19 protein-coding genes are annotated in these 23,497 nt (G+C 64.4%); 8 read left to right on the forward strand and 11 right to left on the reverse strand.

Annotation, left to right across the window (positions count from 1 at the left end):
• Positions 1-21 precede the first annotated feature (21 nt).
• Together F562_RS18900 and F562_RS0111405 are read left to right on the forward strand one after the other, a co-directional pair.
• Positions 22-489: an SRPBCC family protein gene (locus F562_RS18900; RefSeq protein WP_018157092.1), complete on the forward strand. Its 468-nt coding sequence runs from the start codon at positions 22-24 to the stop codon at positions 487-489.
• Between the two features lie 155 nt (positions 490-644).
• Entirely contained in the window at positions 645-1,721 is a 1,077-nt protein-coding gene (locus F562_RS0111405) for a peptidoglycan recognition protein family protein (RefSeq protein ID WP_026181211.1), read from the forward strand.
• On the opposite strand, the gene F562_RS0111410 is transcribed toward F562_RS0111405, so the two are convergent.
• Complete coding sequence (locus tag F562_RS0111410; protein ID WP_018157094.1) at positions 1,701-4,142, reverse strand: XRE family transcriptional regulator; 2,442 nt, start codon at positions 4,140-4,142, stop codon at positions 1,701-1,703. The genes F562_RS0111405 and F562_RS0111410 overlap by 21 nt on opposite strands.
• A 179-nt stretch (positions 4,143-4,321) precedes the next feature.
• Here F562_RS0111410 and disA point away from each other — a divergent pair, with 179 nt between their 5' ends.
• Together disA and F562_RS0111420 are read left to right on the forward strand one after the other, a co-directional pair.
• Positions 4,322-5,377: a DNA integrity scanning diadenylate cyclase DisA gene (gene disA, locus F562_RS0111415; protein WP_018157095.1), complete on the forward strand. Its 1,056-nt coding sequence runs from the start codon at positions 4,322-4,324 to the stop codon at positions 5,375-5,377.
• Positions 5,374-6,261: an HhH-GPD family protein gene (locus F562_RS0111420; RefSeq protein WP_018157096.1), complete on the forward strand. Its 888-nt coding sequence runs from the start codon at positions 5,374-5,376 to the stop codon at positions 6,259-6,261. Before disA ends, F562_RS0111420 begins: the two co-directional genes overlap by 4 nt.
• Here the strand turns inward: F562_RS0111420 and F562_RS0111425 are convergent.
• The gene (locus tag F562_RS0111425) at positions 6,258-6,794 is read right to left on the reverse strand and encodes a gluconokinase (RefSeq protein WP_018157097.1); all 537 of its coding nucleotides are present in this window, start codon (positions 6,792-6,794) and stop codon (positions 6,258-6,260) included. The genes F562_RS0111420 and F562_RS0111425 overlap by 4 nt on opposite strands.
• A gap of 63 nt (positions 6,795-6,857) precedes the next feature.
• Here F562_RS0111425 and F562_RS0111430 point away from each other — a divergent pair, with 63 nt between their 5' ends.
• Genes F562_RS0111430 through F562_RS0111440 form a run of 3 tightly spaced genes read left to right on the forward strand, consistent with a single transcriptional unit; the run spans position 6,858 to position 9,401 of the window.
• The gene (locus F562_RS0111430; RefSeq protein WP_018157098.1) at positions 6,858-7,664 is read left to right on the forward strand and encodes an ABC transporter permease; all 807 of its coding nucleotides are present in this window, start codon (positions 6,858-6,860) and stop codon (positions 7,662-7,664) included.
• Positions 7,657-8,457, forward strand: coding sequence for an ABC transporter permease (locus F562_RS0111435; RefSeq protein ID WP_018157099.1), 801 nt, complete (start codon positions 7,657-7,659; stop codon positions 8,455-8,457). The genes F562_RS0111430 and F562_RS0111435 overlap by 8 nt, the downstream gene beginning before the upstream one ends.
• On the forward strand, positions 8,454-9,401 hold the full coding sequence (locus F562_RS0111440) for an ABC transporter ATP-binding protein (RefSeq protein WP_018157100.1): 948 nt from the start codon (positions 8,454-8,456) through the stop codon (positions 9,399-9,401). The genes F562_RS0111435 and F562_RS0111440 overlap by 4 nt, the downstream gene beginning before the upstream one ends.
• A gap of 69 nt (positions 9,402-9,470) precedes the next feature.
• Here F562_RS0111440 and F562_RS0111445 read toward each other — a convergent pair whose 3' ends face one another.
• The 5 genes from F562_RS0111445 to F562_RS18910 form a co-directional block, all read right to left on the reverse strand.
• Complete coding sequence (locus F562_RS0111445) at positions 9,471-10,676, reverse strand: glycerate kinase (protein ID WP_018157101.1); 1,206 nt, start codon at positions 10,674-10,676, stop codon at positions 9,471-9,473.
• 46 nt (positions 10,677-10,722) lie between these two features.
• Positions 10,723-12,117 carry an SLC13 family permease gene (locus tag F562_RS0111450; protein ID WP_018157102.1) on the reverse strand — a complete coding sequence of 465 codons (1,395 nt, stop codon included), beginning with the start codon at positions 12,115-12,117 and terminating at the stop codon, positions 10,723-10,725.
• Between the two features lie 95 nt (positions 12,118-12,212).
• Positions 12,213-12,878, reverse strand: coding sequence for a response regulator transcription factor (locus F562_RS0111455; RefSeq protein ID WP_018157103.1), 666 nt, complete (start codon positions 12,876-12,878; stop codon positions 12,213-12,215).
• The gene (locus F562_RS18905) at positions 12,875-14,515 is read right to left on the reverse strand and encodes a sensor histidine kinase (RefSeq protein ID WP_211206450.1); all 1,641 of its coding nucleotides are present in this window, start codon (positions 14,513-14,515) and stop codon (positions 12,875-12,877) included. Before F562_RS18905 ends, F562_RS0111455 begins: the two co-directional genes overlap by 4 nt.
• A 460-nt stretch (positions 14,516-14,975) precedes the next feature.
• Positions 14,976-15,506 carry a flavoprotein gene (locus tag F562_RS18910; protein WP_018157105.1) on the reverse strand — a complete coding sequence of 177 codons (531 nt, stop codon included), beginning with the start codon at positions 15,504-15,506 and terminating at the stop codon, positions 14,976-14,978.
• Positions 15,507-15,803: 297 nt separating this feature from the next.
• On the opposite strand from F562_RS18910, the gene F562_RS20935 reads away from it, so the two are divergent.
• Positions 15,804-15,977, forward strand: coding sequence for a hypothetical protein (locus F562_RS20935; RefSeq protein ID WP_018157106.1), 174 nt, complete (start codon positions 15,804-15,806; stop codon positions 15,975-15,977).
• 106 nt (positions 15,978-16,083) lie between these two features.
• Here F562_RS20935 and F562_RS0111475 read toward each other — a convergent pair whose 3' ends face one another.
• The 4 genes from F562_RS0111475 to F562_RS20225 are packed head-to-tail and all read right to left on the reverse strand — an operon-like array spanning position 16,084 to position 23,470.
• Entirely contained in the window at positions 16,084-19,035 is a 2,952-nt protein-coding gene (locus tag F562_RS0111475; protein WP_018157107.1) for an ATP-binding cassette domain-containing protein, read from the reverse strand.
• Positions 19,035-21,278, reverse strand: coding sequence for an NHLP family bacteriocin export ABC transporter peptidase/permease/ATPase subunit (locus F562_RS0111480; protein WP_083915531.1), 2,244 nt, complete (start codon positions 21,276-21,278; stop codon positions 19,035-19,037). Before F562_RS0111480 ends, F562_RS0111475 begins: the two co-directional genes overlap by 1 nt.
• 3 nt (positions 21,279-21,281) lie before the next feature.
• Positions 21,282-22,079 carry a biotin/lipoyl-containing protein gene (locus F562_RS0111485; protein ID WP_018157109.1) on the reverse strand — a complete coding sequence of 266 codons (798 nt, stop codon included), beginning with the start codon at positions 22,077-22,079 and terminating at the stop codon, positions 21,282-21,284.
• Positions 22,076-23,470 carry a SagB family peptide dehydrogenase gene (locus F562_RS20225; RefSeq protein WP_018157110.1) on the reverse strand — a complete coding sequence of 465 codons (1,395 nt, stop codon included), beginning with the start codon at positions 23,468-23,470 and terminating at the stop codon, positions 22,076-22,078. The genes F562_RS0111485 and F562_RS20225 overlap by 4 nt, the downstream gene beginning before the upstream one ends.
• Positions 23,471-23,497 lie beyond the last annotated feature (27 nt).

Below are 23,497 nucleotides of genomic sequence, written 5' to 3' on the forward strand. Positions count from 1 at the left end.
CACAGACGCTTGGAGACACTCATGGTTGCGCCCTACTTCTTGTCCAATTCCTCGGTGATTCCCGCAGGCCCTGAGACGGCGTTCGCGGTGCTCATCGACGTCCCGCTGGAGCAACTCTTCACCCAGCGAGGGGGGCTCATCCCCGCGGTCAAGGGGACCAGAGGGACAACATGGGCTGCTGTGGGTGACACCAGAACAGTCGAACTCGCCGACGGATCCACCAACACGGAGACGCTCGTGGGCCTGGACACACCACGCGTCTACAACTACGAACTCAGCAACTTCAACGGGCCACTGAATTTGTTGGCATCCACCGTCGAAGGGTCATTCACGTTTGCCGAGGAAGGCACCGGGACGCGCGTCACGTGGACCTGGACCATCCACCCCCGGCACCGCGCCGCCAGGCTAGCCATGCCCGCGCTAGGTGCTTCGTGGCGAAAGTTCGGAGACAACATGTGGCCGAATTGGGTGCAACTCGTCTCCGCATAAGCCATCCGGCCTGAGCCCTGCCCGGATTCGCACATTCCGGACAATCCGTCCGGGTGCGGGTTGTCCGTGGCGTCCTACCAGCGCGCGGGGCAACGTGGCGTCCTATCGGGTGGAGCCTCGAGCAGCGAGCCCAACGCCACGAGAAGGAGTACGTCATGAATCCCGTTATGAGTCGTCGCACGATCCTCGCCGGGGCCGTCGCTAGCGCAGGGGTCGGCCTGGTGGGCATCCGCCCGGCGGCCGCAGCCACGGTGACCCGGCCCAAAATCATTGGTTGCTCCGAGTGGGGCGCCAAAGCCGCCACAGATCCAGTCAAGATGGTGGGGCCCCCGACCAACATCGTCGTCCACCACACGGCGACCCCTAACGTCACCGACTACTCCGCATCGGCAGCCCACGCGATCGCGCGGTCGATCCAAGGCTCGCATCTTGGCAATGGATGGATTGACACCGGCCAGCAATTCACCGTCAGCCGCGGCGGGTATGTCCTCGAAGGTCGCCATCGAAGCGTCGAGGGCCTCGACGGTGGCAAAAAACAGTTTCCGCAAGGCGCCCACACCAACGGCCAGAACGACACCGCCATCGGCATCGAAACCCAAGGCACGTATGAAACTGGCTTGCCACCCGAACAGCAGCGGAAAGCACTGGTGCACCTGTGCGCCTACCTCTGCCAGACGTACGGCCTGACGCCGGACGCGATCGAGGGGCACCGGGACTTCAACAGCACTGCCTGCCCAGGGGACGCCTTCTATGCAACCCTCCCCCAACTCCGCAAAGAGGTAGGCACCCTGCTCGGCACCGGCGGTGGAGGTGGCGGCGGTTCCGCCAGGGAATGGCCCCTCCTGAAGTCCGGTGCGTCAGGCTTCCGGGTGAAAGCGGCACAACACCTGCTGCGCGAGGCCGGCCATAGCGTCCCCGTCACCGGATCCTTCGACGCGGCCACGTCATCCGCGACCAAGGCCTTCCAGAAGGCCAAGAAGCTGACCGCCGATGGAGTTCTCGGCCAGAAGACCTGGGAGGCTCCCCTCGCGGTCAAGGTCCGCAACGGGTCCCGCGGCGAAGCGGTCCGCGCACTCCAGGTGGCTCTGAACGCACGCGGCGCCAGCATGACCGTCGATGGAGTCTTTGGGAGCGGCACCGGATCAGCGGTCAAGAAGTTCCAGAGTTCGGTGTCTATCGGCTCGGATGGAGTCGTCGGCCCCGACACCTGGTCACACCTCCTGCGGGTCTAACCGCGCCCGTTCGTCGTGCGAGCGGTGGTCGATCAGCCAATGGCGCAGATCGGCCGCCGCCGCTCGGTCGCCGGCCTGCTCATAGATGCGGACGGCGGTCCACCAATGCTCGTCAGCCTCGGAGAGCCGCCCCAGTCCGTGCAGTGCATGCCCTAAGCGGCGCCGGAGGCTGGCCTCGCCCGTCCGCCCGCCGCGGTCTTCGACCAACGCCAGACCGTCTCGCAGCACCCGCAAGCCTCGGCGGTGGTCGCCTGCCAACACGTACCAATACCCGAGTTCATCCAAGGCCTCAGACTCCAGCGTGCGATCGCGGATGACGGTTGCTTGGGTCACCGCCTCCTCGAGATGGGCCCGCGCCTCACCCATTTGTCCCAGGTCACGCAGCATGACGCCCACATTGATCAGCGCCATCGCGATCCCGCGAGATGCGTCAGCGAGGCGGTACAGGCGTAGCGCCTCGCGCTCGGCTTCCAGTCCCAATTCTGTTGCGCCACTTGAGGCCTGGACGATCCCGAGATCGCGCAATGCCCCGGCCAACATCCGAGTGTCGCCCACCTCACGTCCCCGGTCCACGGCCACGGTCACGTCCTCCAGCGCATAGTCCAGGCGTCCGATGCGTCGCCACGCACTGGACCGATGGGATAACGCCGCAACCTCGGCTCGTGGCCGCCCCCGTTGTCGCGCAATGTCGAGCACCCGATCAACGTGAGTGCTGGCAACGGCCAACTGCCCGCGTACCCCATAGAACATCGCCAGGTCCAGGCGAAGGTGCATCTCCTCGTCCTCACACCCCGCAGGCAACGACTCCACCGCGCCCTCCAGCAGCGCCCGCCACGACGTCGAATCGGCCCTAGCAACGAAATACGACACCAGTCCGAGGACCGTATGCGCGCCCACCACGGCGCCCTCGTCGTCGTACGTGACCACATCCCTGATAAGTGCGACCACCTGCTCAAAGTCTGCGGCGAGGAGATCGATGCACTCCACGGGATCGGTGACTGACATCGGACCGGACTTCAGCGCGGCTTCGTCGAGACCCTCCGCGCTGGCGCGGGTCAGTCCACGAGAACACCACGCGACCGCCCGATATGCCTCCAGGACGCGGAATCGGACCTCCCGCACTGCCGCATCTCCCGACTCCTCGCGAGCCCGATCTGCCATGAACCGATGAATCAGGTCATGGGCGCGAAACGCCCCCGGCGATGGGCTCGATACCAGGCTGTTGTGTGCCAGCCGCTCAAGCGCTCGCCGGGCGCGCGATTCCGTCCAACCCGTTGCTACTGCAATGGAATTCGGCGATGCTGCCGGCGAGGGAAGCAGCCCGACCACATGCATCGCCAGCGCAGCATCATGATCACCCGCGTTGTCGCTCACAGCGAGGTCGTCGATCAGACCAACGAGTGTTCCACCCAAGTCGGGCCCATGGCCGCCACCGTCACCAAGGCGTTCAGGATCAGCCGCGACGTCCGCCGCCAAATCAGCCACGCCCAGGTCGGGGTTGGCTTGCAGTCGTGCGCCAATAAGCCGAATGGCGAGCGGTAGCCCAGCACACGTCTGAACGAGCACACTCGCGGCCGCAGGATCCTCCATCAGCCTGCTGGTTCCCGCAAATTCGGCAAGCAGTGCCTCCGAGTCATTGGGGGGCAGGGGATGCAGTTGCACCTGCCGGACATCACGCAGCACTCCGACGCTCTGTCGTGCGGTGATGATGACCGCGTTCCCTGGAGAGGCCGGAAGGAGCGGCTCGATCTGCTTCCAGTCGGCGGCATTGTCGAGAACGAAGAGCAGGCGTGTCCCGCTGGTCGACGAGCGAAGGTAGGCCGAACCCAGGTCGGCATCTCCGAGGATGGCCAAGTCACGCACGCCCAACGAGGCGAGCACAAAGGACAGGGCATCCCCGGTGGACATCGGCGAGTCGTGTCCATGGAGGTCGAGATAGATCTGCCCGTCGGGGTAGTGCTCTGCAAGCCGGTGGGCGACCAAGAGCGCCAGCCCCGACTTCCCGACCCCGCCCATGCCGGTGATCGCTGCCGCCGCTGGAGTCGTTCGCTGGCCCGGGTCAGAGAAGTCCTGCACCAGTTGATGAACGACCTCATCACGCCCCACGAAAGCCGCCGGAGGTGCCAGCAGTTGATGTGGGCGCTCGGGCACCCTTTCCCGCGTGATCTCCTCCGTGGCCGAATCCGTACTCAGTGGCTTGGTGTCGCGCGCCGCGGCGCGAAATGCGGATGCCGTTTCGCGGTCCAATTCAAGACCTTCGACGAGCAGATCAACCGTACGCGGATGCGGCCGGCGCCGCTGCCCCCGCTCCAGGGCACTAATGCCCTCCGGGCTCAGCCCAGAGGCCTCCGCCAGCGCTTCTTGGGTCATTTCCCCCTGCCGTCGCAGGCTGCGCAGCAGCGACGCGAAATCCTGACTCATGGTCGGCCCTCCTCGGTGTGGTCGTCCGTTTTTCACCCCCCGCCTTATCGTCGCTGCTTGAGCGACTTCGCGCTGCCGTTCTGACATGTGGTGGCGGGTGAAAATGTCGCGGCTAGACTCACGGCACATGCTTGCCACGACTCGGGAGGAGGCATCAGGTGGAGCCGTCACCGGACCAAATGCTCAGCGACACTCTTGCCGTGGTCGCGCCCGGCACCGAGTTGCGGGACGCCCTCGAGCGCATCCTTCGCGGACGCACGGGAGCCCTGATCGTTCTCGGACATAACAGCGTCGTGGAGCAGATGAGTACCGGCGGGTTTCCGCTCGATATCGAATTCTCGGCGACTCGGGTCCGCGAGCTGGCCAAGATGGACGGCGCCATCGTTCTAGACCGGGACGCGACTCGCATCATGCGGGCCGCCACTCAATTGCTGCCGGACTCTCAGATCGAGACGCGGGAGTCGGGCACTCGACACCGCACCGCCGAGCGAGTCGCCAAACAGACAGACTTCCCGGTCATCTCAGTGAGCCAATCGATGCGCACTATCGCGCTCTATGTGGGGGGTCTGAGGCACGTACTCGAAGGCTCGAATGCCGTACTCTCCCGGGCGAATCAGGCCCTTCAGACCTTGGAGCGCTACAACGCTCGCCTCCGCGAAGTGACCAGCACGCTGTCTGCTCTGGAAATCGAAGACCTGGTGACGGTGCGCGATGTCGCCAATGTCGTACAGCGGTTGGAGATGGTGTCGCGAATCAGCACGGAGATTGAGCAGTACCTTCTCGAACTCGGCACCGACGGGCGCCTGATGGCACTGCAGTTAGAGGAACTCGTCGGCGGCCTGGGCAACAATCGCGAACTGATCCTGCGGGACTACCTCCACTCGACCCGCGAAGGATTGTCCGTCACCGAGGCTTTGCAACGCATCAGCGCGCTGTCCTCAACTGACCTTCTCGATCAATCCGCCGGGGCTCGAGCCATGGGGTTCGCTGCCCAGGGGGATGCCATGGAGGCGCACGTCAGTCCGCTGGGCTACCGACTGCTGTCGCGGATACCTCGACTTCCTGGCGCCATCATCGACCGTTTGGTGGACCAATTCGGTTCTCTCCAAGAGCTTCTCGGGGCCGGCTATGAAGATCTCATCGGCGTGGACGGGGTCGGTGAGGCTCGCGCCAGGTCGGTGAGAGAAGGCCTATCCCGCATCGCCGAATCCAGCATTCTCGAGCGGTACGTGTGACCTCACCGCACGACCTGCACGAGCCGATCCTGCAGTGGTACTCCACGGAAGCCCGAGACCTCCCGTGGCGGCAGCCCGACTGTTCACCCTGGGGCGTCCTGGTGTCGGAGATCATGCTGCAACAAACCCCGGTCGCGCGCGTGCAGCCGGTCTGGCAGGCATGGATGGACCGCTGGCCGACACCAGAGGACCTGGCTGCGGAGCCTCCCGGCGAGGCAGTCCGATCATGGGGGCGGCTTGGATACCCGCGACGCGCATTGCGCCTGCACGCCGCTGCTCTGGCGATCTCCACACACCATGGGGGTGAGGTGCCCAGAACCGTCGAGGCCCTCCGCGCACTCCCGGGCATCGGCGAGTACACCGCCGCCGCGGTCGCCGCGTTTGCCTTCGGGGCTGAGGTCGCGGTGGTCGACACCAACGTCCGACGGGTCCAGGCCCGCTTGGTCACTGGCACACAGCACGCAGCACCCAGCCTGACGGCGGCAGAACGCAAACTTGCGGACGACCTACTCCCCGACGACGGGTCGGCTCCCGTCTGGGGCGTCGCGGTCATGGAGTTGGGTGCACTGGTGTGCACCGCACGCGGTCCCCGCTGTGAGGAGTGCCCGGTGGCCTCCCGATGCTCGTGGGTTGCCGCAGGTCGACCTGCCTACGAAGGGCCACCGCGGCGAGGCCAGGCATGGGCAGGCACGGACAGACAGGTCCGAGGACGACTCCTGCAGATGGTGCGCGAGGCCTCATCGCCGGTAGCCCACGACCGTCTCCGCGCGGGGTGGCCGGATGACATCCAGCGCGAGCGCTGCCTCGATGGGCTCGTGGCCGACGGACTCCTCGAGCCTGTGTCGCACGACGCCTTCCGGTTGCCTGGGACAGAACCGACTTAAGCCTGGTCGGTCGCTGTCCAGGAGGCCCGCAACTCCTCAACGACTTGCTCAAACACTCGATCGGGCGGACCTTCCGCCACCACGGTGATGCCAGGCTCGTCGTCTCCGAGCGGTTCCAAAGTGTCGAGCTGGCTCTGAAGGAGGGACGCTGGCATGTAGTGGCCTTCGCGTTCTTGCATGCGGGACGCCAACTCGATGGGCGACACCGCCACATGGCAGAACTGGACATGCGGGTTGCCTGCTTCGAGCACCTCACGGTAGGCCCGGCGCAGCGCCGAACAGGTCACGACGGCGGATTCGCCGGACTCGCCTTTGGCGCTGATCCAATCGGCGATGGTGCGCAGCCATGGCCATCGGTCCTCGTCGGTCAGCGGCGTACCGCTGGCCATCTTGTCCCGGTTGGCTTGCGGGTGAAAGTCATCGCCCTCGGCATAGGTCCACCCCAGCAGTTCCGCGAGGTCCTCGGCGATCGTGGTTTTGCCCGAACCCGAGACACCCATCACGATCACGCATCGCGCCGATTCCTCAATCATCTGGTCACCCTAGAGGGTCGGGGTCTTGTGCCGAGGACGTTCCAACGGTAAGTTCTCGGATTCGTGTCCCTTCGCCTGAGCCCCTACTACCGGTTGCTCATGGCGGGCATCCGGCAGCAGTCGACCTATCGACTTGCGGCACTCGGCGGGCTTGTCGCGAATGTGACGTTCGGTTTTCTCAAAGTCGCGGTGCTCTTCGCGACCGTTGATGCTGCCGGCGGCGAGTTGAATGGCTATGACATCGGCGCGATGAGCGCTTACATCTGGTTGAGCCAGGGGCTTCTTGGGTCGATCAACCTGTCCGGACGAAGCGACCTTGCCAACCGCATCAAAGAGGGCGACGTCGCGGTCGACTTCTTGCGGCCGCTCAGTGTCCAGGGCGCAGCAATCGCACAGGAGGTTGGCGGCTCGATCTGGTCTCTGGTACCGCGCGGCATTCCTAGCGTCGCCATGGGCGCGCTCACCGTGGGCATGACGATGCCCACCACAGTGTTGCCGTACGTCTTGGGTTTGCTGAGCCTCCTCCTGGGCATCACCCTCGGCGCCACGGCTGTCTACGTGGTGGCGACTTTCGGCTTCTGGCTGATCGAAACCCGCGGCGTGCAGATTCTGTACATGGTCATTTCGGGCTTCTTTGCCGGGCTCTTCGTGCCGATCGACTTGTTCCCGGACTGGCTGCGAATCCTCGCTGAGGCCACGCCTTTTCCCGCAATGATGATGTATCCCGTCGACATTCTGTCGGGGCGGGCAGACGGACCGGAGTCGTTCGTCCTGATTGCCGCGCAGGTCGGTTGGCTCGCCCTGACATGGTTTATTGGCCACCTGCTCACCCGCGCCGGACGCCACAAGTTGGAGGTGCAGGGTGGCTGACCTCGCGCCATACCGTGCCGTTCTGGCCTCGCGCATCCGCTCCCAACGGTCCTACCGGACAAACTTCCGACTCGACCTGTTGAGTTCGTTTCTCGTCGGCTTGATCGAGTTGGCTGAAGTGTGGATCCTCTTCTTCAACGTCGACAAACTTGGCGGCTTCACGTTTGCGCAGATCTTGCTGGTCTTCGGTATGGCCGACCTGTCATTCAGTATCGCGGACATGGTGTTTGGTCATTGCGACGGGATCACGACCTACATTCGAATGGGCACTCTGGATGTCTTCTACCTGCGCCCCCAGCCGCTCCTCCTTCAACTCATCAGCAGCGATATCTCGTTGCGCCGACTGACCCGGGCGGCTGTCGGCCTCGTGACCCTGGGAATTGGCCTGTCAATCAACGATATTGACTGGTCGCTCAGTTCGATCACGCTTCTGGTCATGTCGCAGATCAGTGGCATCGCCATCTTCTCGGCCTTGTTCGTGTGCGCTGCGGGGGTACAGTTCTTCCTCATCAACGGTGCCGAAATGACCAACGCCTTCGTCTATGGCGGGCGCTATGCGGCGAGCCAACCTGCGGCCGTGTGGAATCGGCCACTCAAGGTGATCTTCGGCTTCTTCTTCCCCATGGCGTTCACCGCCTACTTGCCCGCGCTGCACCTTTTGGGGCTGACCGGGCCCGAGTGGTTACCCGCCTGGCTCGCGTGGTGCACACCACTCGCGGCGCTGTGGATGTGGGTATGTGCCGGGCTGTCCTGGCGCGTAGGCGTACGGCACTATCAAGGAGGCGGCGGATGATCATCGAGACCGAAGGACTCACGAGGGACTTCCACGTCCGAGATGGGTTGAAGCGCAAGCGGGTTCGTGCCGTCGATGAGATGACATTCTCGGTCGAGGCGGGGTCCGCGGTGGGCTACATCGGCGCCAATGGCGCGGGAAAGTCGACCACGATCAAGATGTTGACCGGCATCCTGGTGCCGACCTCCGGGCAGATACGCACGTGCGGGCTCCGGCCGGTCCAGGACCGGCGCGCACTTGCTCGTGAGATTGGCGTGGTGTTCGGCCAGCGTTCCCAACTCTGGTGGGACCTACCAGTGCGCGAGTCCTTCCAGATTCTGGCGGCGATCCACGCACTGTCCACGGATCAGGAGCGCCGCCGCACCGACGAACTGATCGAGCAGCTCGAGATGGGCGACTTCCTGGCGACGCCAGTGCGTCAGCTCTCCCTCGGACAGCGGATGCGGGCGGAAGTCGCTGCGGCGCTTCTGCATTCACCCCAACTCGTGATCTTGGACGAACCGACCATCGGTCTGGACGTGCTGAGCAAGCAGCGGCTACGCGAGTTCTTAGTCGAGGAACGACGCGAGCACGGCACCACCTTGCTGCTCACCACCCACGACATGGGCGACATCGAGCGATTGTGTGAGCGGGTCCTGGTTGTCGACCATGGGCGGCTGGCCTACGACGGCACGTTGCCCGGTCTGTCAGCCACCGTTGGCGCACAGCGAGTGCTGGTGCTTGACCTGGTTGAGCCAACTGCCGACCTGACCGAGATTCCCGGAACTTCTCATGTGGCTAGTGAGGCGCACGGGCTACAGCAGCGGTTGACGTACGACCCGGAGCAGACCAACGTCGCGCAGGTCCTCACGAAAGTGTCCGAGCAGGTCGAAGTACGCGATCTGTCGATCGAGGACCCCGATATCGAAGACGTCGTACGCCGCATCTACTCCGCCACCCGCTGACCCTTACTGCGTTAGGTGCCCTTGACTGGGAAATTTCCCGGTCAAGGGCACCTAACTCGGTTAGTTCCCTTAGGCGGCGGCGATCACTGAGCCGAGCAGGACCAGGCGCATCGAGCGCTCGGTCGCCGCCGCGACCAGCTCACCCGCGCGCTCCACCGCCTGAGCGAGTTCCATCGGAATCGGGATGATGCCGACCACCGCATCGATCCCCACATCGTGTACGTCCGTCGCCCCCTCACCGATCGATCCAGCCAACGCCATCACCGGTTTGCCGTGGAGCTTGGCACGCCGCGCGATCTCGGCCGGCACCTTTCCTTTGGGTGTCTGGTAGTCGACAGCACCCTCAGCGGTGATCACCAGGTCGGCCGCGGCGATGGCCGCGTCCAATCGCGGCGTGCCGAGATCGTCCCCGAGAAACACCTCGAATCGGGAGCGCAACCGCGCGCCACACCCAGCGGCCAAAGCCGCGCCCAAGCCGCCTGAGGCTCCACTTCCCGCACCCCGAACGCCAGCAATCCGGTCAGTCCCCGAGGCCGCGCAGGCAGCCTCCAGCACGTCGGCCCACCGTTCTAGACCAGCGGACAACTGGTCCACCTGCTCAGGCGTGGCGCCCTTCTGTGGTCCAAAAACCCTTGCGACGCCTCGCGGTCCAGTCAGCACATTCGTCATATTGCAACCAACCTCCAGATGCGTCCTCGCTAGTCGCGAGTCCATCCCTGACAGATCAACCTGATCGATCGTGGCAAGGGCCGCGCCACCGGTTGGGCTGACGTCGTGACCGTCGCGGTCGAGGAGCCGAGCACCGAGCGCAACTAACATGCCGGCGCCACCGTCGCTGGTCCCGGAATCGCCGCATCCCACCAGAATCCTCTCGACCCCGTGGTCGAGTGCGGCCCGTATGAGCTCCCCAACGCCGTACGTCGTCGTCCGAGTCGGATCGCGCCGATCAGCTGGTACGAGACGAAGACCGGCCGCTGCGGCCATCTCGACCACCGCCGTGGACGTGCCGTCTCCACCGAGCAGAGCGAAGTGTGCATCGACAGCTTCCCCTACTGGTCCGGTCACCCGGACCGGAACGATCTGCCCACCCGTCGCCTTCGCGAGTGTTCGGGCCGAGCCCTCCCCACCGTCGACCATGGGCACGGCAACCACGACCGCCCCAGGTAGCGCGCGACGTACACCGGACGAGATCGCCAGAGCGACCTGTTCAGCATCAAGGCTCTCCTTGAAGCCACTCGGAGCCACAACAATGCGGTGCGGGACACGGATCGACATTTCGATCTCCTTGGTAGGGACGGTTGGTGACGAAGCCAGTCGGAGCTCAACTCACCGGCAGGCCAAGCAAGGGCCAGACGAAGAACGAGAAGATCAACACCAGCGCAGCGCTCATCGGCGCCAGCCAGAACGACAACCGGCGCAGGTCTGCGGGGGTGTATGTCGGGAGGCCCTTGACTTCGGAGAAGAGTGCGACGGGCTTGGCCGAAGACGGCAGGGTGTGGCAGAAGCCAGCAGCAGCGGTCGAGGCGAAGGCTGCCGCAGCAATGCTGACTCCAGCCCCAGGGGCCAGCGCGATGACGATGGGGATCAGGACGGCCGATCGCGCGGAGCGAGACTGCACCAGCAGATGCGCCGCGGTCGAGATCACGACCACCATGACCATGAATGGCACCGGAGAGTCGAACCATCCACTCTTGAAAGCGTTCTCAGCGATGTAGTAGGCCGCCCCGGAGTTCAGCAACGCATTGCCCAAGGCGAGGGTCGCAGCCATGAACAGCAGCAATGACCACGGGACCTCGGGGAGGGCCTTCTTTAACTTGACCACGCCATACCGCGGCGAGGTCGCCACCAGTGCACCGCCGAGGGCCACGATCGCCGGATGAATTCCGTGCAGGTCCTCGGTGCACCAGAGGGTCACGGTGACCGCCAGCAGCAGCGCTGCTCGAGACTCGCCGACCGTCAGACTCCCCGTGAGCTGGCCCGGGCGATCTTCAAGGTCGGTGATCGACAGGCGCAACCGCACCTTGCGGTCCGCGCGCGCACTGAAGAGGCGCAAGACCAACTCAGCCGCAAGGTGAGCACTGACCAAGGCCAGTGGAAGCCCGAGAAGCAGCCACCGAGTAAAACTGAAGCCGGTGCCGGTCGCGGTCTGGACCAACATCGAAGTCACCAGGTGCGCGCCCGCACCGATCAGTGATCCAACCGCCGATAGCAGGATGACCGTGGGAAAGACCAACGCCAATACCTTGACGAGCGAACGGTGTTCGGCCAGGGCTCGCGCAAGTGCCACGAAGATGGGAAGCGCCAACGCTGCCCGTCCGGACGTGCTCGGAATGGCAAAGGCAGTGACCACCAGTGTGGCCGTGACCAGGTGAACGAGCTGCCTGGGTGTGCTTGCGCCACATACCAGCCACCCGGCTACCCGTTGCGCTAAGCCGGATGCGGTGATGGCGACCGCCATGACGCATGCCGCGACCAGCAACCAGACGACGTCATCGCCCAGGGTGGCGAAGAAATCCTCGGTCTGCATCACTCCGAGGAGAACCAGGCTGGTTCCAGCGCCCAGCGCGATATAGGTGTCGTCGACCGAGGTGAAGGCCCAGGCGCATACGGCCAAAGCGAAGATGGTGAGCGTCATGCGGCCGTCCGACGTAAGGTCGCCGCGCTCACTACCCAGCGGTCTGGTCCAGAGCCAGGCGAGCAGGAGAAGCAGAGCCATAGCGCCAACCCACCAACGCGGCCTCCTCCAACTCACGCGCTGTGGCTCCGGCGGAGTAGGAGCCTTTGGCCGGAACGTGCGGTAGCCCGTGGTCGTCACTGGCGCACCAGTCGATAACCGACCCCGCGGACTGTCTCAATCCGCTCCGCTCCGATCTTGCGGCGCAGCGAACGAACAAAGACATCAACGACATTCGAGCCGGGGTCAACGTACGCCTGCCACACCTCGCCGAGAAGTTGCTCCCGGGTGAGGACCTGGTCGGGGTGCCTGAGAAGCACCTCCATCAGAGCGAACTCGCGCGCGGTCAGGTCCACTGAGCGACCATCGACTCGCAATCGGCGACTGCGCAGGTCAAGCGCCAGGCCACAGTCCTCCACCACGGAAATGGGTCGCGCGACCTCAACCTCTTGCAGCCGCAACCGAATTCGCGCTAGTAGCTCCGCAAACTGGAACGGTTTGGCCATATAATCACTAGCCCCACCCTCCAAACTAGCGACCGTGTCTTGCACACTGTCCCGCGCCGTGAGCACGATGACCGGCAAGGTGGAGCCCTCATCACGCAGGCGCTGGAGCACCTGCGATCCGTCGAGATCTGGCAGGCCAAGGTCGAGCACCAGCAGGTCAAACGAGTCCGACCGGGCGAGCAGCAACGCAGTTCGGCCGCTGTCGGTCGTCGTCGTCAGATAGCCGGCACCTCGAAGTCCCTTCTCCAGGAAGGAGCCGATCCGCTCTTCGTCTTCGGCGATCAGGATGTGCGTCATGACTGCCTCCCTGAACCCAGGAGCCGACCGATTTGGTCCACACCGCTGTTGCCGAGTTCTTCCTGTCTCTCGTCGGGAAGGGCAGGGGGCAACTCTGCGACGGGCAGGGTAATGCCGAAGGTCGCCCCCTGCCCTGGCTCACTGAACACGGTGGCCACGCCGCCGTGACCTTCGGCGATGGCGCGCACGATCGGCAGGCCGAGGCCGGCTCCGCCGCTTCGGAACTCGCCGAGATTGCGCGCCCGCGCGAAACGCTCGAAGATCAGCTGCGCGTCCTCGGGGCGCACGCCGGGTCCTTCGTCGCGTACCTCGAAATGCACTATTGGCCCCAGCTCGGCGTCTCGGGCAAAGCGCGAGGTGAGCTCGATCAGGTCACCGGGCCGGGTGTGCTCGACCGCATTCTGGGCTAGCTGGAGCACCGCTTGGGTCACTCGCTGCCGGTCGACGACCGCAGTACCGTCGGCGATGTTCGACACACTCCAGCGTCGGTCGCCGAGGGCCTGCATCTTGGAGTCGATGTCCAGGGTCAGCTCCGCCAGGTCAACAGGCTCCTGGAGACGGAGAAAGTCGGGACGGTCTGCTTTGGCCAACGCGAGCAGGTCGGTGACGATCCTGCTCATTCGTCCGAGCTCGTCAATGACGAGAGCAATGCTCGCGGCACGTTCCTGCGGGTCGTCGCCCAACGTTTCCAGGTGGCCTCGGATCACGGTGATGGGCGTCCGCAGCTCGTGGGCGGCGTCGTCGACGAACCTCTGCTCGGCGGTAAAGGCATCCTCCAGCCGGTCCAACATGCCGTTGAAGGTGACCGCAAGTTCAGCGATGTCATCGTTGCCCCGCACCGGAATTCGTCGCGTGAGGTCGCGCTCGGTGATCTCGGCCGCCGCGCGCCGCACCTGTCGCACGGGGCGCAGAATCTGCCCGGCCGCCAACCAGGCAATGATGGCCGCGAGCAGCAGAGCGCCAGCGCCGACGCCCACCATGAGCCGGGTGGTCTGCCCGACTTCAGCGACGCGCTCCTGCTCGTATGCCAGCACCACGAAGGTCCCGCGCTGGTCGCCCAGACGCATCTCGTCGCGGGCATACCGCATGGTCCCGGCATCGGTCTCGACGATGCCGCTTGTCGGACCGCGAAGTACCTCGGCGAACGCCTGCGTGTCGGTTGGCGCCCGTTGGCCCTCGACGAATCCGGCCTCCTGCAGGGTTGGGGTTCCCGGTCCCTGGACCAGGAGGGCTGGGCCGCGCTCGGGGACGCCGATGATCATCTCGCCACGGTTGGCCTGTTGTCGCCCGAGCAACACCTGGAAGAACGTGTGCACCTCGGTGAACGGCTCAGCCGTCTCTGGATTGCGCCCCTCCTCGGCGAACGAGCGGAACTCACCGATCTCTTGCTCGATGTCGGCGTTAAGGTCACGTCCGACGTCGGCGAGCAGGGCGCTGCGCACCGTCACCACCAGCGAGATCAGCGCGATGACGAGGGCGAGCATCAACCACGCCACGATGCGCCAGCGCGCACTGACCCCGGAGCCACGTCGGTCATCGTCGACAGCCGGGCGCTCAGTCATCGTCTCCGCCGTCGTCTCCATCGTCATCGTCTGTGTCGGTGTCGCCACCATCCCCGTCATCTCCACCGTCGTCATCCTGAGGCGACGCAGGGTTATTCGGTTGCGGCCGTTCCGGCGGGGCTGGCCTCTCGGCCGGAACCGGTGGCCGCTCGGTACGCACGGGTGCGGGCTGCCGTTCGGGCGCTCGAGTTGGCCTTGGGTCGAGTGAAGGCCTCGGGTCAGGTGAAGGCTTCGAGGTAGTGGTGCTCGGAGATGGTCTGGGGGCACTCTTGGGGGAATCGCTCGGCGAGCGCGAACCATCTGGTGTGGTCGTCGATGGCCCGGGGGTGACCCGCAGTGGCCCACCGGACGGAACCTGAGGCGGGCCCGGCCTGCTGGCCAAAGCCTGACTAGCCAGCGCGAGCAGCACCGGGACCAGCAGGCATACCGCCAGCACACCGAGTCGTCGCATCATCACCATGGTGGCGAGTCTGCCGGACCAACGTGAGGGCTCGGTGAGGCGTGCATGAAGGTTTCTTCATGCACGCCTCGGGGTTTAGGCAGGCAGCGATTCGATGGTGCGCAGCACGGCCTCCAGGTCTGCGCACATTGCTTGGGTGCCGTCTGCCGTCGATGCTCGCGGTGTCACGACACCAACACCCTGGTGGGCCTGAAGTGCTCGGAGAACGTGCTGCAGTTGTCGTTTCTGCGCACCGCCCGAAGGCTGCGTGGGTGCGACGACGACGGGTACGCCTGCGCAGGCGATCGTGAGCAACGACGGGGCGTCACGCTCGCCGCGCTCCATGCATGCCAGGTAGTCCAACGTCGCCGGATAGACCAGCACGGCGTCCGCCCAGTTCTGGAGATCGACGTGGTGCAGCAGCCCCGGGGAATCACATTCCCATTCGTCGTCGTCGACTAATCGGCTCGACAACTGTTGGAGCGCCGGTCGAGTGACGAAAGCCCGGGCGCTACGGGTACGGACGACGCGAACGTCAAGGTCCTGACGGCTCTGCCGTAGCCAACTGATCAGAAAAGGGGCATGGGCAGCATGGAGCGAACCGGTCACGACCAAGACGAGGTTCACCGAGGCTCTCCCTGGATGAGTTCCCGCCAGGTCGGCGAAAGGAGGCCAACCAAAGCCCACAACATCATGATCCTCCTACCGGCGCCTTTTCTATGAGAGAGCATTCCGTAATGATCGCCATATCGCCGGAGGCAGGTGTCATGTACTCACCTGACATACATCACCTGACGACACACACCGTGTCCAGATGACACGTGTCATCTCGCGAATAGTCAGCCATCACCACATCGCGATAATTGCGATGTCAGGGTGCTCGACCCATTCCCTCCACCTCGCTGTCATGCCACACTCCAGGACATGGACCGCAAGATTCTTCAGTTTATCGCGCTCGTGGTGACACTCATCTTCGGCGCGGTCGTCGCCCTCGTTGACGAAAATCGTCAAACCATCGCAATTGCCGGCGGCATGGTCGTTGCGCTCGCCTGGGTTGTTGTCGGAACCTTCGGCAAGGACACTGCCAGTCGAGATTGACAGCTCTGCTGTCTGAATTCATCTCCGAGCCACACTCACACATCGGCTGCGCCAGACTCACTCTGCTGGCGCAGCCGATTCGTGCGTTCCTGACTCTTCTGCCCCCTCAGGCGTTGCCTTGCTGGCGAGCCAGCTGAGCGAAGAGGCCGGCGTCATCCAGGATGAGTTCGTCGTAGGTGCCCACCTGAACGATCGCCCCCTGATCGACCACCACGATGCGATCGGCATTCCGGATCGTCGACAGCCGGTGGGCGACCACAATGCGGGTGGCGTTTAGCTGCCGGGTTGCCTCCGCGACGATCTGCTGGGTGGGATTATCAAGGGCAGAAGTGGCCTCGTCGAATATGACGAATCGCGGCCGATTGACCAGGGCCCGCGCAATCATCAGGCGCTGCGCCTGACCACCGGACACCGTCCCCCCAGACTCGCTCAACACGGTACCGAGACCCATCGGCATCGCCTTGATGACGGGGGTGAGCCCCGCCATGTCCGCGGCCTCCCAGATCTCATCCTCGGTGTAGCGCCCCCCGCCAGCGATGTTCTCGCGAATGTCGCCAGGCATGAGATTGCCGGACTGGAGAACCACCCCGCACTGACGGCGCACACCCGGCAGGTCGAGCTCGCGCAGGTCTTGGCCGTCATAAAGCACGGCGCCCTGCTCTGGGCGGGAGAACCCCAGGAGTAGCCGGACGATCGAGGACTTGCCGCCACCAGATGGGCCAACAATGGCCACAAACTCACCCTGCTCGATATCCATCGATATGTCGTCCAAGACCCAGGGCGAATCCGGGCTATACCGAAACGAAACTCCTCGAAGACTCACGGCTCCCGAAAGTTCACCAGGATGGGCGCGACCAACGCCAGATTCCGCCTCAGAGGAAAGCAACGGCTTCAAGGACTCAATCATGGGAACAACGGCACCCGCCGTCAGCACTGAGCCAGTAAAGAGCAGGAGCGAATTAATCAGCAGAGTAAAAGCGGTGAGAAACGACAGCAACGCGGGCAACGGCATCGGCTGGCTCGGCAGGTTGGCCAACGTGAACAATAGGGCAAGCGAGAGAATCGGATACACGGCATTAAACGCCGTCACGCGGTCCTGCACTTTGCGGCTCTGCAGGGCGTACGCCTGCACGATGCGTTGCTGCTGGGACCATCGCTGGAATGCCCGCTCCTCCGCTGCTGCCGCGCGGATCTTGCTCATGGCCGTGAAGATCTCAAAGCCCATGCCGTTGAGGCGCTGCTCGGCTCCGTAGCGTTTGCGTTCGTAGCCAAGGACGGTGCGGCCGGCGACCCCGCACACCGCGATGGCGATCGCGACCAGCGCGAGCGCTGCGAGCGCAAGAGCAGGTGAGTAGAAGAACACCAACGCAAGGTTCGCGACCACCACGACGAGCCCGAGCGTCGCGGTCACCACGACGCCAGAGAGCAATTCTTGGCCGGACTTCAGACTCAAGACCACCGTGCCGAGACGGCCGGTGGAGTACTGCTGGAAGAAGGAGACTGGGAGGTCGAGGAGTCGACTGAATACACCCGTTTGGGAGCGCGCCGTCGCGGCGCCTTGAATCCGCAGGACAGCGAGATTCTGGACGACGGAGAAGGCTGCGGCGACGACTGCGGCGAGCATGACAGCGATGCCCGCCTGCACGATCATCGACCGATTGGCCGAGGCCACATAGCTGCCGAGGACCGTACCGTTGAGGATGGGGGTCAGCAGGCTGAGCACTCCAACCAAGACAGCCATAGCTCCAAAGAGCGCGAGGTCACCGCGCAAACCTTCGATCGCGTACCGCAGCAGGGTGCGCACCGAAGTCACGCTCGCGGGGAGGCGCGCGTGGATCTCCCACACATATCGCCCACCTGAGAAGTGGTTGTCCTTGGTCACTCGGACGGGAGTCTCGAGCCAGGTCGCGTGCGCGACATACCCGCCGCTATTGAAGAGATATGCGACAGGCAAGTGGTCAGGGCCCCAGTAGCCCACCACCGGGCCCATGTCGGTAAGCCACCACTCGCCTTCAAGCCGGATGCCCCTGGTTCGAACCCAGCCCCCCGCACCGAGCGAGTCGAAGTCGGCGATGTCTCGGCGCTGGGCAAGGGACTCCGGAACCGTGGGGTCTTCGCGCTTTTGCTCCAGCACCCGCACGACCGCTTCGGTGTGACTCAGCAGTGTTCCGCTGAGGCCATGGATTGGTCGCGCGACTGACTCGCGAATCAGCAAGTCATCATTGGCTTCTCGGATGGCGCTAGCCGTCTTTTCGTCGCGCCGCTGGGAGGTACGCACCTGTTCTTCGGCCGCGTGCGCGGCCCGCTCCACGGACCGGTCGATCTGGTAAAGGTATTGCGACCAGTGCTGAACGATGAGCGGCCAGATCTCACCCGAGGCGACCAACGTGTGGGTGTCGTGGGTCCGCAACAGGGCTTCTTTGCTGGTGAGCCGAAGCCAGTCTTGACGACTCACGCAGAAGAAGCTCCCGGCCGTGTGGTCTGTCGAGGATTGACCCTGGGTGAGCTCTCCGGACGCGACCTGTACCCAGGCAAGATCATCGACGGGGCGCAACACATCGCCCGCCGAGAACTGACATACGGCCCCAACAGGCAGCACCGAGAAGTCTCGGGGTGGAAGCGTGCGACGGACAGGCTGCTCGAGTTTGCGTAGCGCCGAATCCATTCCAGAGGCGACTGCAGCCTGGAGCCGACGAATGGCCCCCATACCGGTCGTCTCATCCGACGCCCGAAGGCGACGACGCAGTGTTCGCAGGCCAATTGAGCGAACCTGCGCATTCTCGACTCGACGCATGAGCACCCGATGCCGGGGTCCTGCGATCGGTCCGGTGATGATGTCCCCTGGCGCAAGACGTGCCAAGGAGTGCCACGGCCCGGTCGGCTGACCATCGGAGTCGGTGGTGACCGCGAAGAGGTCGACCATGCCCTCCTCGACGTAGAGGATGGCTTCGGCCACGGCGACCAGGTGCATGTCCCGCTCCGACCACCGGATCGGGACCGATTCGTCAATGAGTTGCCCTAAGCAATCCGCGCGGCTGGTCTCGTCAATAGTGGTCATCAGTCCTCCTCGTCATCTGTCCGGTCAGACATGACCAGGCCGTGGTAGGTGCCACCGAGCGCAACCAACTCGTCGTGCCGACCCGACTCGACGACCGCCCCGTCTTCCACCACGAGTATGAGATCCGCATCTCGCACCGTCGACATCCGGTGAGCGATGATCAGCAACGCACACCCACGTCGCCGAAGGTTGTCCATCACGATGCGCTCGGTTGCCGTATCTAATGCACTGGTTGCCTCATCCAGCACGAGCAAGGTGGGGTCGGTGACAAGCGCGCGCGCCAACTCCAGTCGCTGACGCTGGCCCCCGGAAAAGTTGCTTCCGCCCTCCGCGACGGCCGAGGTGATCCCCCCGGGGCGGCGAGCAATGACCTCGAACATCTCCGAGTCCCGCAACGCCCGCAACACATTCTCGTCGCGGATCTCTTCATCCCAGAAGCAGATGTTGTCCCGCACCGTTCCCTCGAACAAGGTCGTGGTCTGGTCGACGTACGACACTGAGGCCGACATGGTCTGTCGGCTCCATTCGCTGCGCGGTCGTCCGTCAAACAGGATCCGCCCCGAGGTCGGCTCCAACAACCCTGCCGCCAGTTTGGCGATGGTGCTCTTTCCGGATCCCGATGCGCCGACGAGCGCAACTCTCATACCTGGCTCAGCACTCAAGCTCAGGCCCGAGACAAGTGGCGCTTGCAACGAACCGAAGGTGAAGTCAACGGAATCGAAGTCGACCCGCCCAGACAACACCCGGCCGTCGTCAGTCGCGCCCGCCGTTTCGTGGAATGCCGGGTCGGTCTCGTAGTTCTCCGCGTCGCGAAGCCGGTAGAGCTGGGCTTGCATTTCCTGCATCGCAGCGGCTTGATTCGTGAGCTGCGTCAGAGGGCGGGTGAAGGTGGTCAACAAGGCTTGGAAGGCGAACAGCACGCCCACCGTCAGGGCGCCGTCGGTCACCCGAAGTCCTCCGACCAGCATCACGAGACCTGAGTTGACGGTGGCCAGCATGGGCGGAACGACGTTCAGCAGTGCGGTGGGTACTCCAAGGCGCTGGGACTCCGTCATGGCCTTCGCCATGGATCCAGACCACCGCCCAAACGACGCTGGCTCCGTTCCGGAGGATTTGACCGTCTCGATGGAGGCGATGGTGTGCAAGGTGGCGACCGCCAGCCGCCCCTCCTCGGCCTCCAAAGCCGCGGCGTTGTCGACTCGGCGTCGCATGACCACTCGAAGGACCACAAGGTTGATCAGCGCCACGCTGATCGCGAGCACGCCGAGCAGCACATCAAGATAGATCAGTGCTGCGCCATAGACCACGATGAGCACCAGATTGACCAGCGTGACGACAAGGTCCCGCGTCATCGTCTGGGCGACTTGCCGATTGCTGGCAACGCGCCGGCCCAGTTCGGCAGGTCGTCGCTGCAGGAAGAAGTTCATCGGAAGGCGCAGGAGCAGATAGATGAACCGGCCTGCTGACGTGAGGGCTGACCGGGCTTCGACCAGGCGCAGATAATGGGTCTGAACTGTCGTCAGGATCAGCGTCCCGGTCGCCGTGACGGCCAACCCGATGAGCAACGGCACCACCGATAGGAAGCCGGGAGTGCCGTACACCGAGTCGACGTAATACTGCGTGAACAGCGGAAAGATGATGCCCGGTATGACGAGCACAACGCTCGCAAGGAGCGCGAGCGCCAGGCCACGACCGTTCCGAGACGCCCGCTCCCGCAGCATCTCGACCGTACGAGGCGGTTGACCGCCAGTGACGAAGTTCCCGTCAGGGACAAGGTCGAGGACGATCCCGGTGAAACCCTGGTCGAACTCAGTGAGCGCCATCCGTCGAGGCCCGGTTGCCGGGTCATTCAGCAGCACCATCGTGCGACCCCGGCGTCGCTCAAACCCGTTGACCACCATGAAATGTTGGAACGCCCAGAACACGATGACGGGGTGCTCGATCTGCATGAGAGCCGGGATCTCCATCCGCCGGCCCTTGCCCGTCAGCCCGTACTCTCGCGCGGCCTCCACCAGGTGCTTTGCGTTAGACCCATCCCGCGATACCCCGCAGGCCACCCGCAGCTCCTCCAACGGCACATGGCGGCCGTAGTGGGCGAGCATGATGCCGAGCGAGGCAGCTCCACATTCCACAGCCTCCATCTGGATGACCGTGGGAGTGGCTCGGCGCGCAGATCGGCGGGGCGCGAGTCCGGCACACTCCTCCTCCACTCTGGGCGGTGCGGTTCTCGTCGGCTTACGCATGGCCTAGTCCCCCAACAGAATTGAGATGGGTTTCCAGGTCCCCAGTGACAACTCGGCAGCGACAGGCGTCCTCGACTCCAAGGTGATCGGCGGGCCCGCTGCACTCGTCCACTCAAATCCGGACGGCGTGGACGGGTCCTTTCGCAAGGCCACCCGCACAAGGTGTTGCGGCTTTGTCGGGATGTTGCTCGCGGGCTGCCCTGTCACCGTGGCGATTTCGCCCGCGGTTGCAGGAAATGCCGACACCGACCGAACGTTGCCCTTGAGGCGCCCGAACGTCCGCGGATTCACACCGGGCACCGCCATCGTGACGGTCTGCCGAATATGGATGTAGGGGACCATCTCGGCGCTGACCAGCAAGGTCACTTCCAAGGACGCGGCGCGCTCCTGCTCGATCTGCAGTACGGGCTTTCCGGGCGTGACGTACCGGCCCTCGGCCGTCATGACTGCGACGACTCGCCCGTCCGACGCTGCCTTGATCGGCACCTTGTCGCCCTTGGACGTGCGCACGGTGACGACCGTCTGCCCGCCACGAACTCGGCTTCCTTGGTTTACAGCGACAGATTCAACGTTCCCCGGGAGCCCCGATTCGAGCGTGGTGATGCCGCCCGGATAGGCCAGGAGGCCATCAGCTGCCTCGGCGCGCGGTACGGCCCCCAGAAGACCCCAGATTCCGATCATGATCGTGGTGATGAGCACAGTGAAGACCGCGATCCATCCGCGCGGGGAAGCGAGGAGAAGCGGCGAATCAAGTTGGTCTGGTTGGCGTTTTCGCTCTAGCGCCTTGAATCGGAACTTCATGATTGGCGCCCCTTAGCCAACCCGGGGTCCGGCGCTCCCATGATCAGGTGACCCACGACGTCTTCGGCCATCGGATTGACACCCGTCGCTGCCGCGAAGGTCATCGACGAGCACCCGCCCAGTCCGCACAACCCGAGTCCTTCAGCCTGAGCCGCCAAGTACATGGACTGATAGACCACCCCGACATGCTTGGTGAGGAGTGCGTACGCCATGCCCTCGTATTTCCACATCAGCCGACCGAATCGGGCGGACAGCAGCACCACGACCGGAGCCGGGCCGTCGGCTGCAGCATTCATCTGCGCTTCGGCTGAAATCGCGGCCACGCGGCGCTCGTGGTCGGTCACCAACACGAGCTGGTGATTGCGCGAGTCGTATCGATACAGGCCGCGCTGCAATCCGTTGACGTCCGCCGCGAGGACATAGGCATCGAGCTCGTGGATCGCACCGCCGCTGGGGTATGGACGATCCACTACTTCCAGGCCCCGCTCAGACTCTGTCGTGCCACGAGTCCGCATCGTGCGGTAGAGCACTCCGGCCACCTGCTCAAGCGTCGTGGCCCCTGGGGCGAAGGCCCGCGTGCTGCGTCGGCGCTCCATCGCCTGAGCCAGAGTCGGTTCGTCCTCCCGATTCAGATCGGCGACAGGGAGATCGATCACCGTCGCGTCCGGTGGAATGGGCCGATCAAACGGAATCGGCTCGAATTCCCCTGCCAGCCTGAAGGTTCCGCCATATCCCGGGCCGCGGCGGAAGTCCGAGACCTTGCGATGGAACCAGAGATCACACGCATCCCATTGGCGATACTCACGGGAGGTGATCTGTTCCTCAGTCAGCCACAGTCCGGCAGAGTGCAGGAGGTCGAGAACGGCTCGTGGCAACAGTTCGCCTCGGCCCGCCACCAACTCGCCGAAAATGTCAGCGGTCAGTCGGACCTGGAGATGAGAAGCACCCGACTCCACCAGGACCTGCCCGGCCGCCGGGGTTGCCACCAGGTGCGGGCTCATTGACCGCTGAAGTCGATCATCCGGAACCGGACGAACGCTCGCGGCGAGGGCGCCCGCGCTCCGGAGTGCGGCGATCGCCTGGCCGTCGGGGTCCACGACGCGGTATTCGAGAAGCCCGATGGCCTCCAGTCGAGCCTGCGCCATCTTCAGTTCCATGGCAATCGCCATGTCGCCGCCCGCGGCGAGCGCCCGTTGCATCAACTGCGGGCTGGTGACCGGCTCGACAGCCAACTGGGCGAACGCGTCTCTGACGGCTGCGTTGGCCACAGGGATAGTTTGCTGCCAGGAGCCGACATCGACACGGAGTCCGTTCTCGACCGGTGCCATGTTGCCGTCCGGTCGTACGGCCAGATGGATTGCGTACGTGGACGTTGCCTCAACGATTGTCATGTGCTTCTCCCGCGATCGATCAGTGGA

This window comes from Demetria terragena DSM 11295, from assembly GCF_000376825.1.
Lineage (GTDB): Bacteria > Actinomycetota > Actinomycetes > Actinomycetales > Dermatophilaceae > Demetria > Demetria terragena.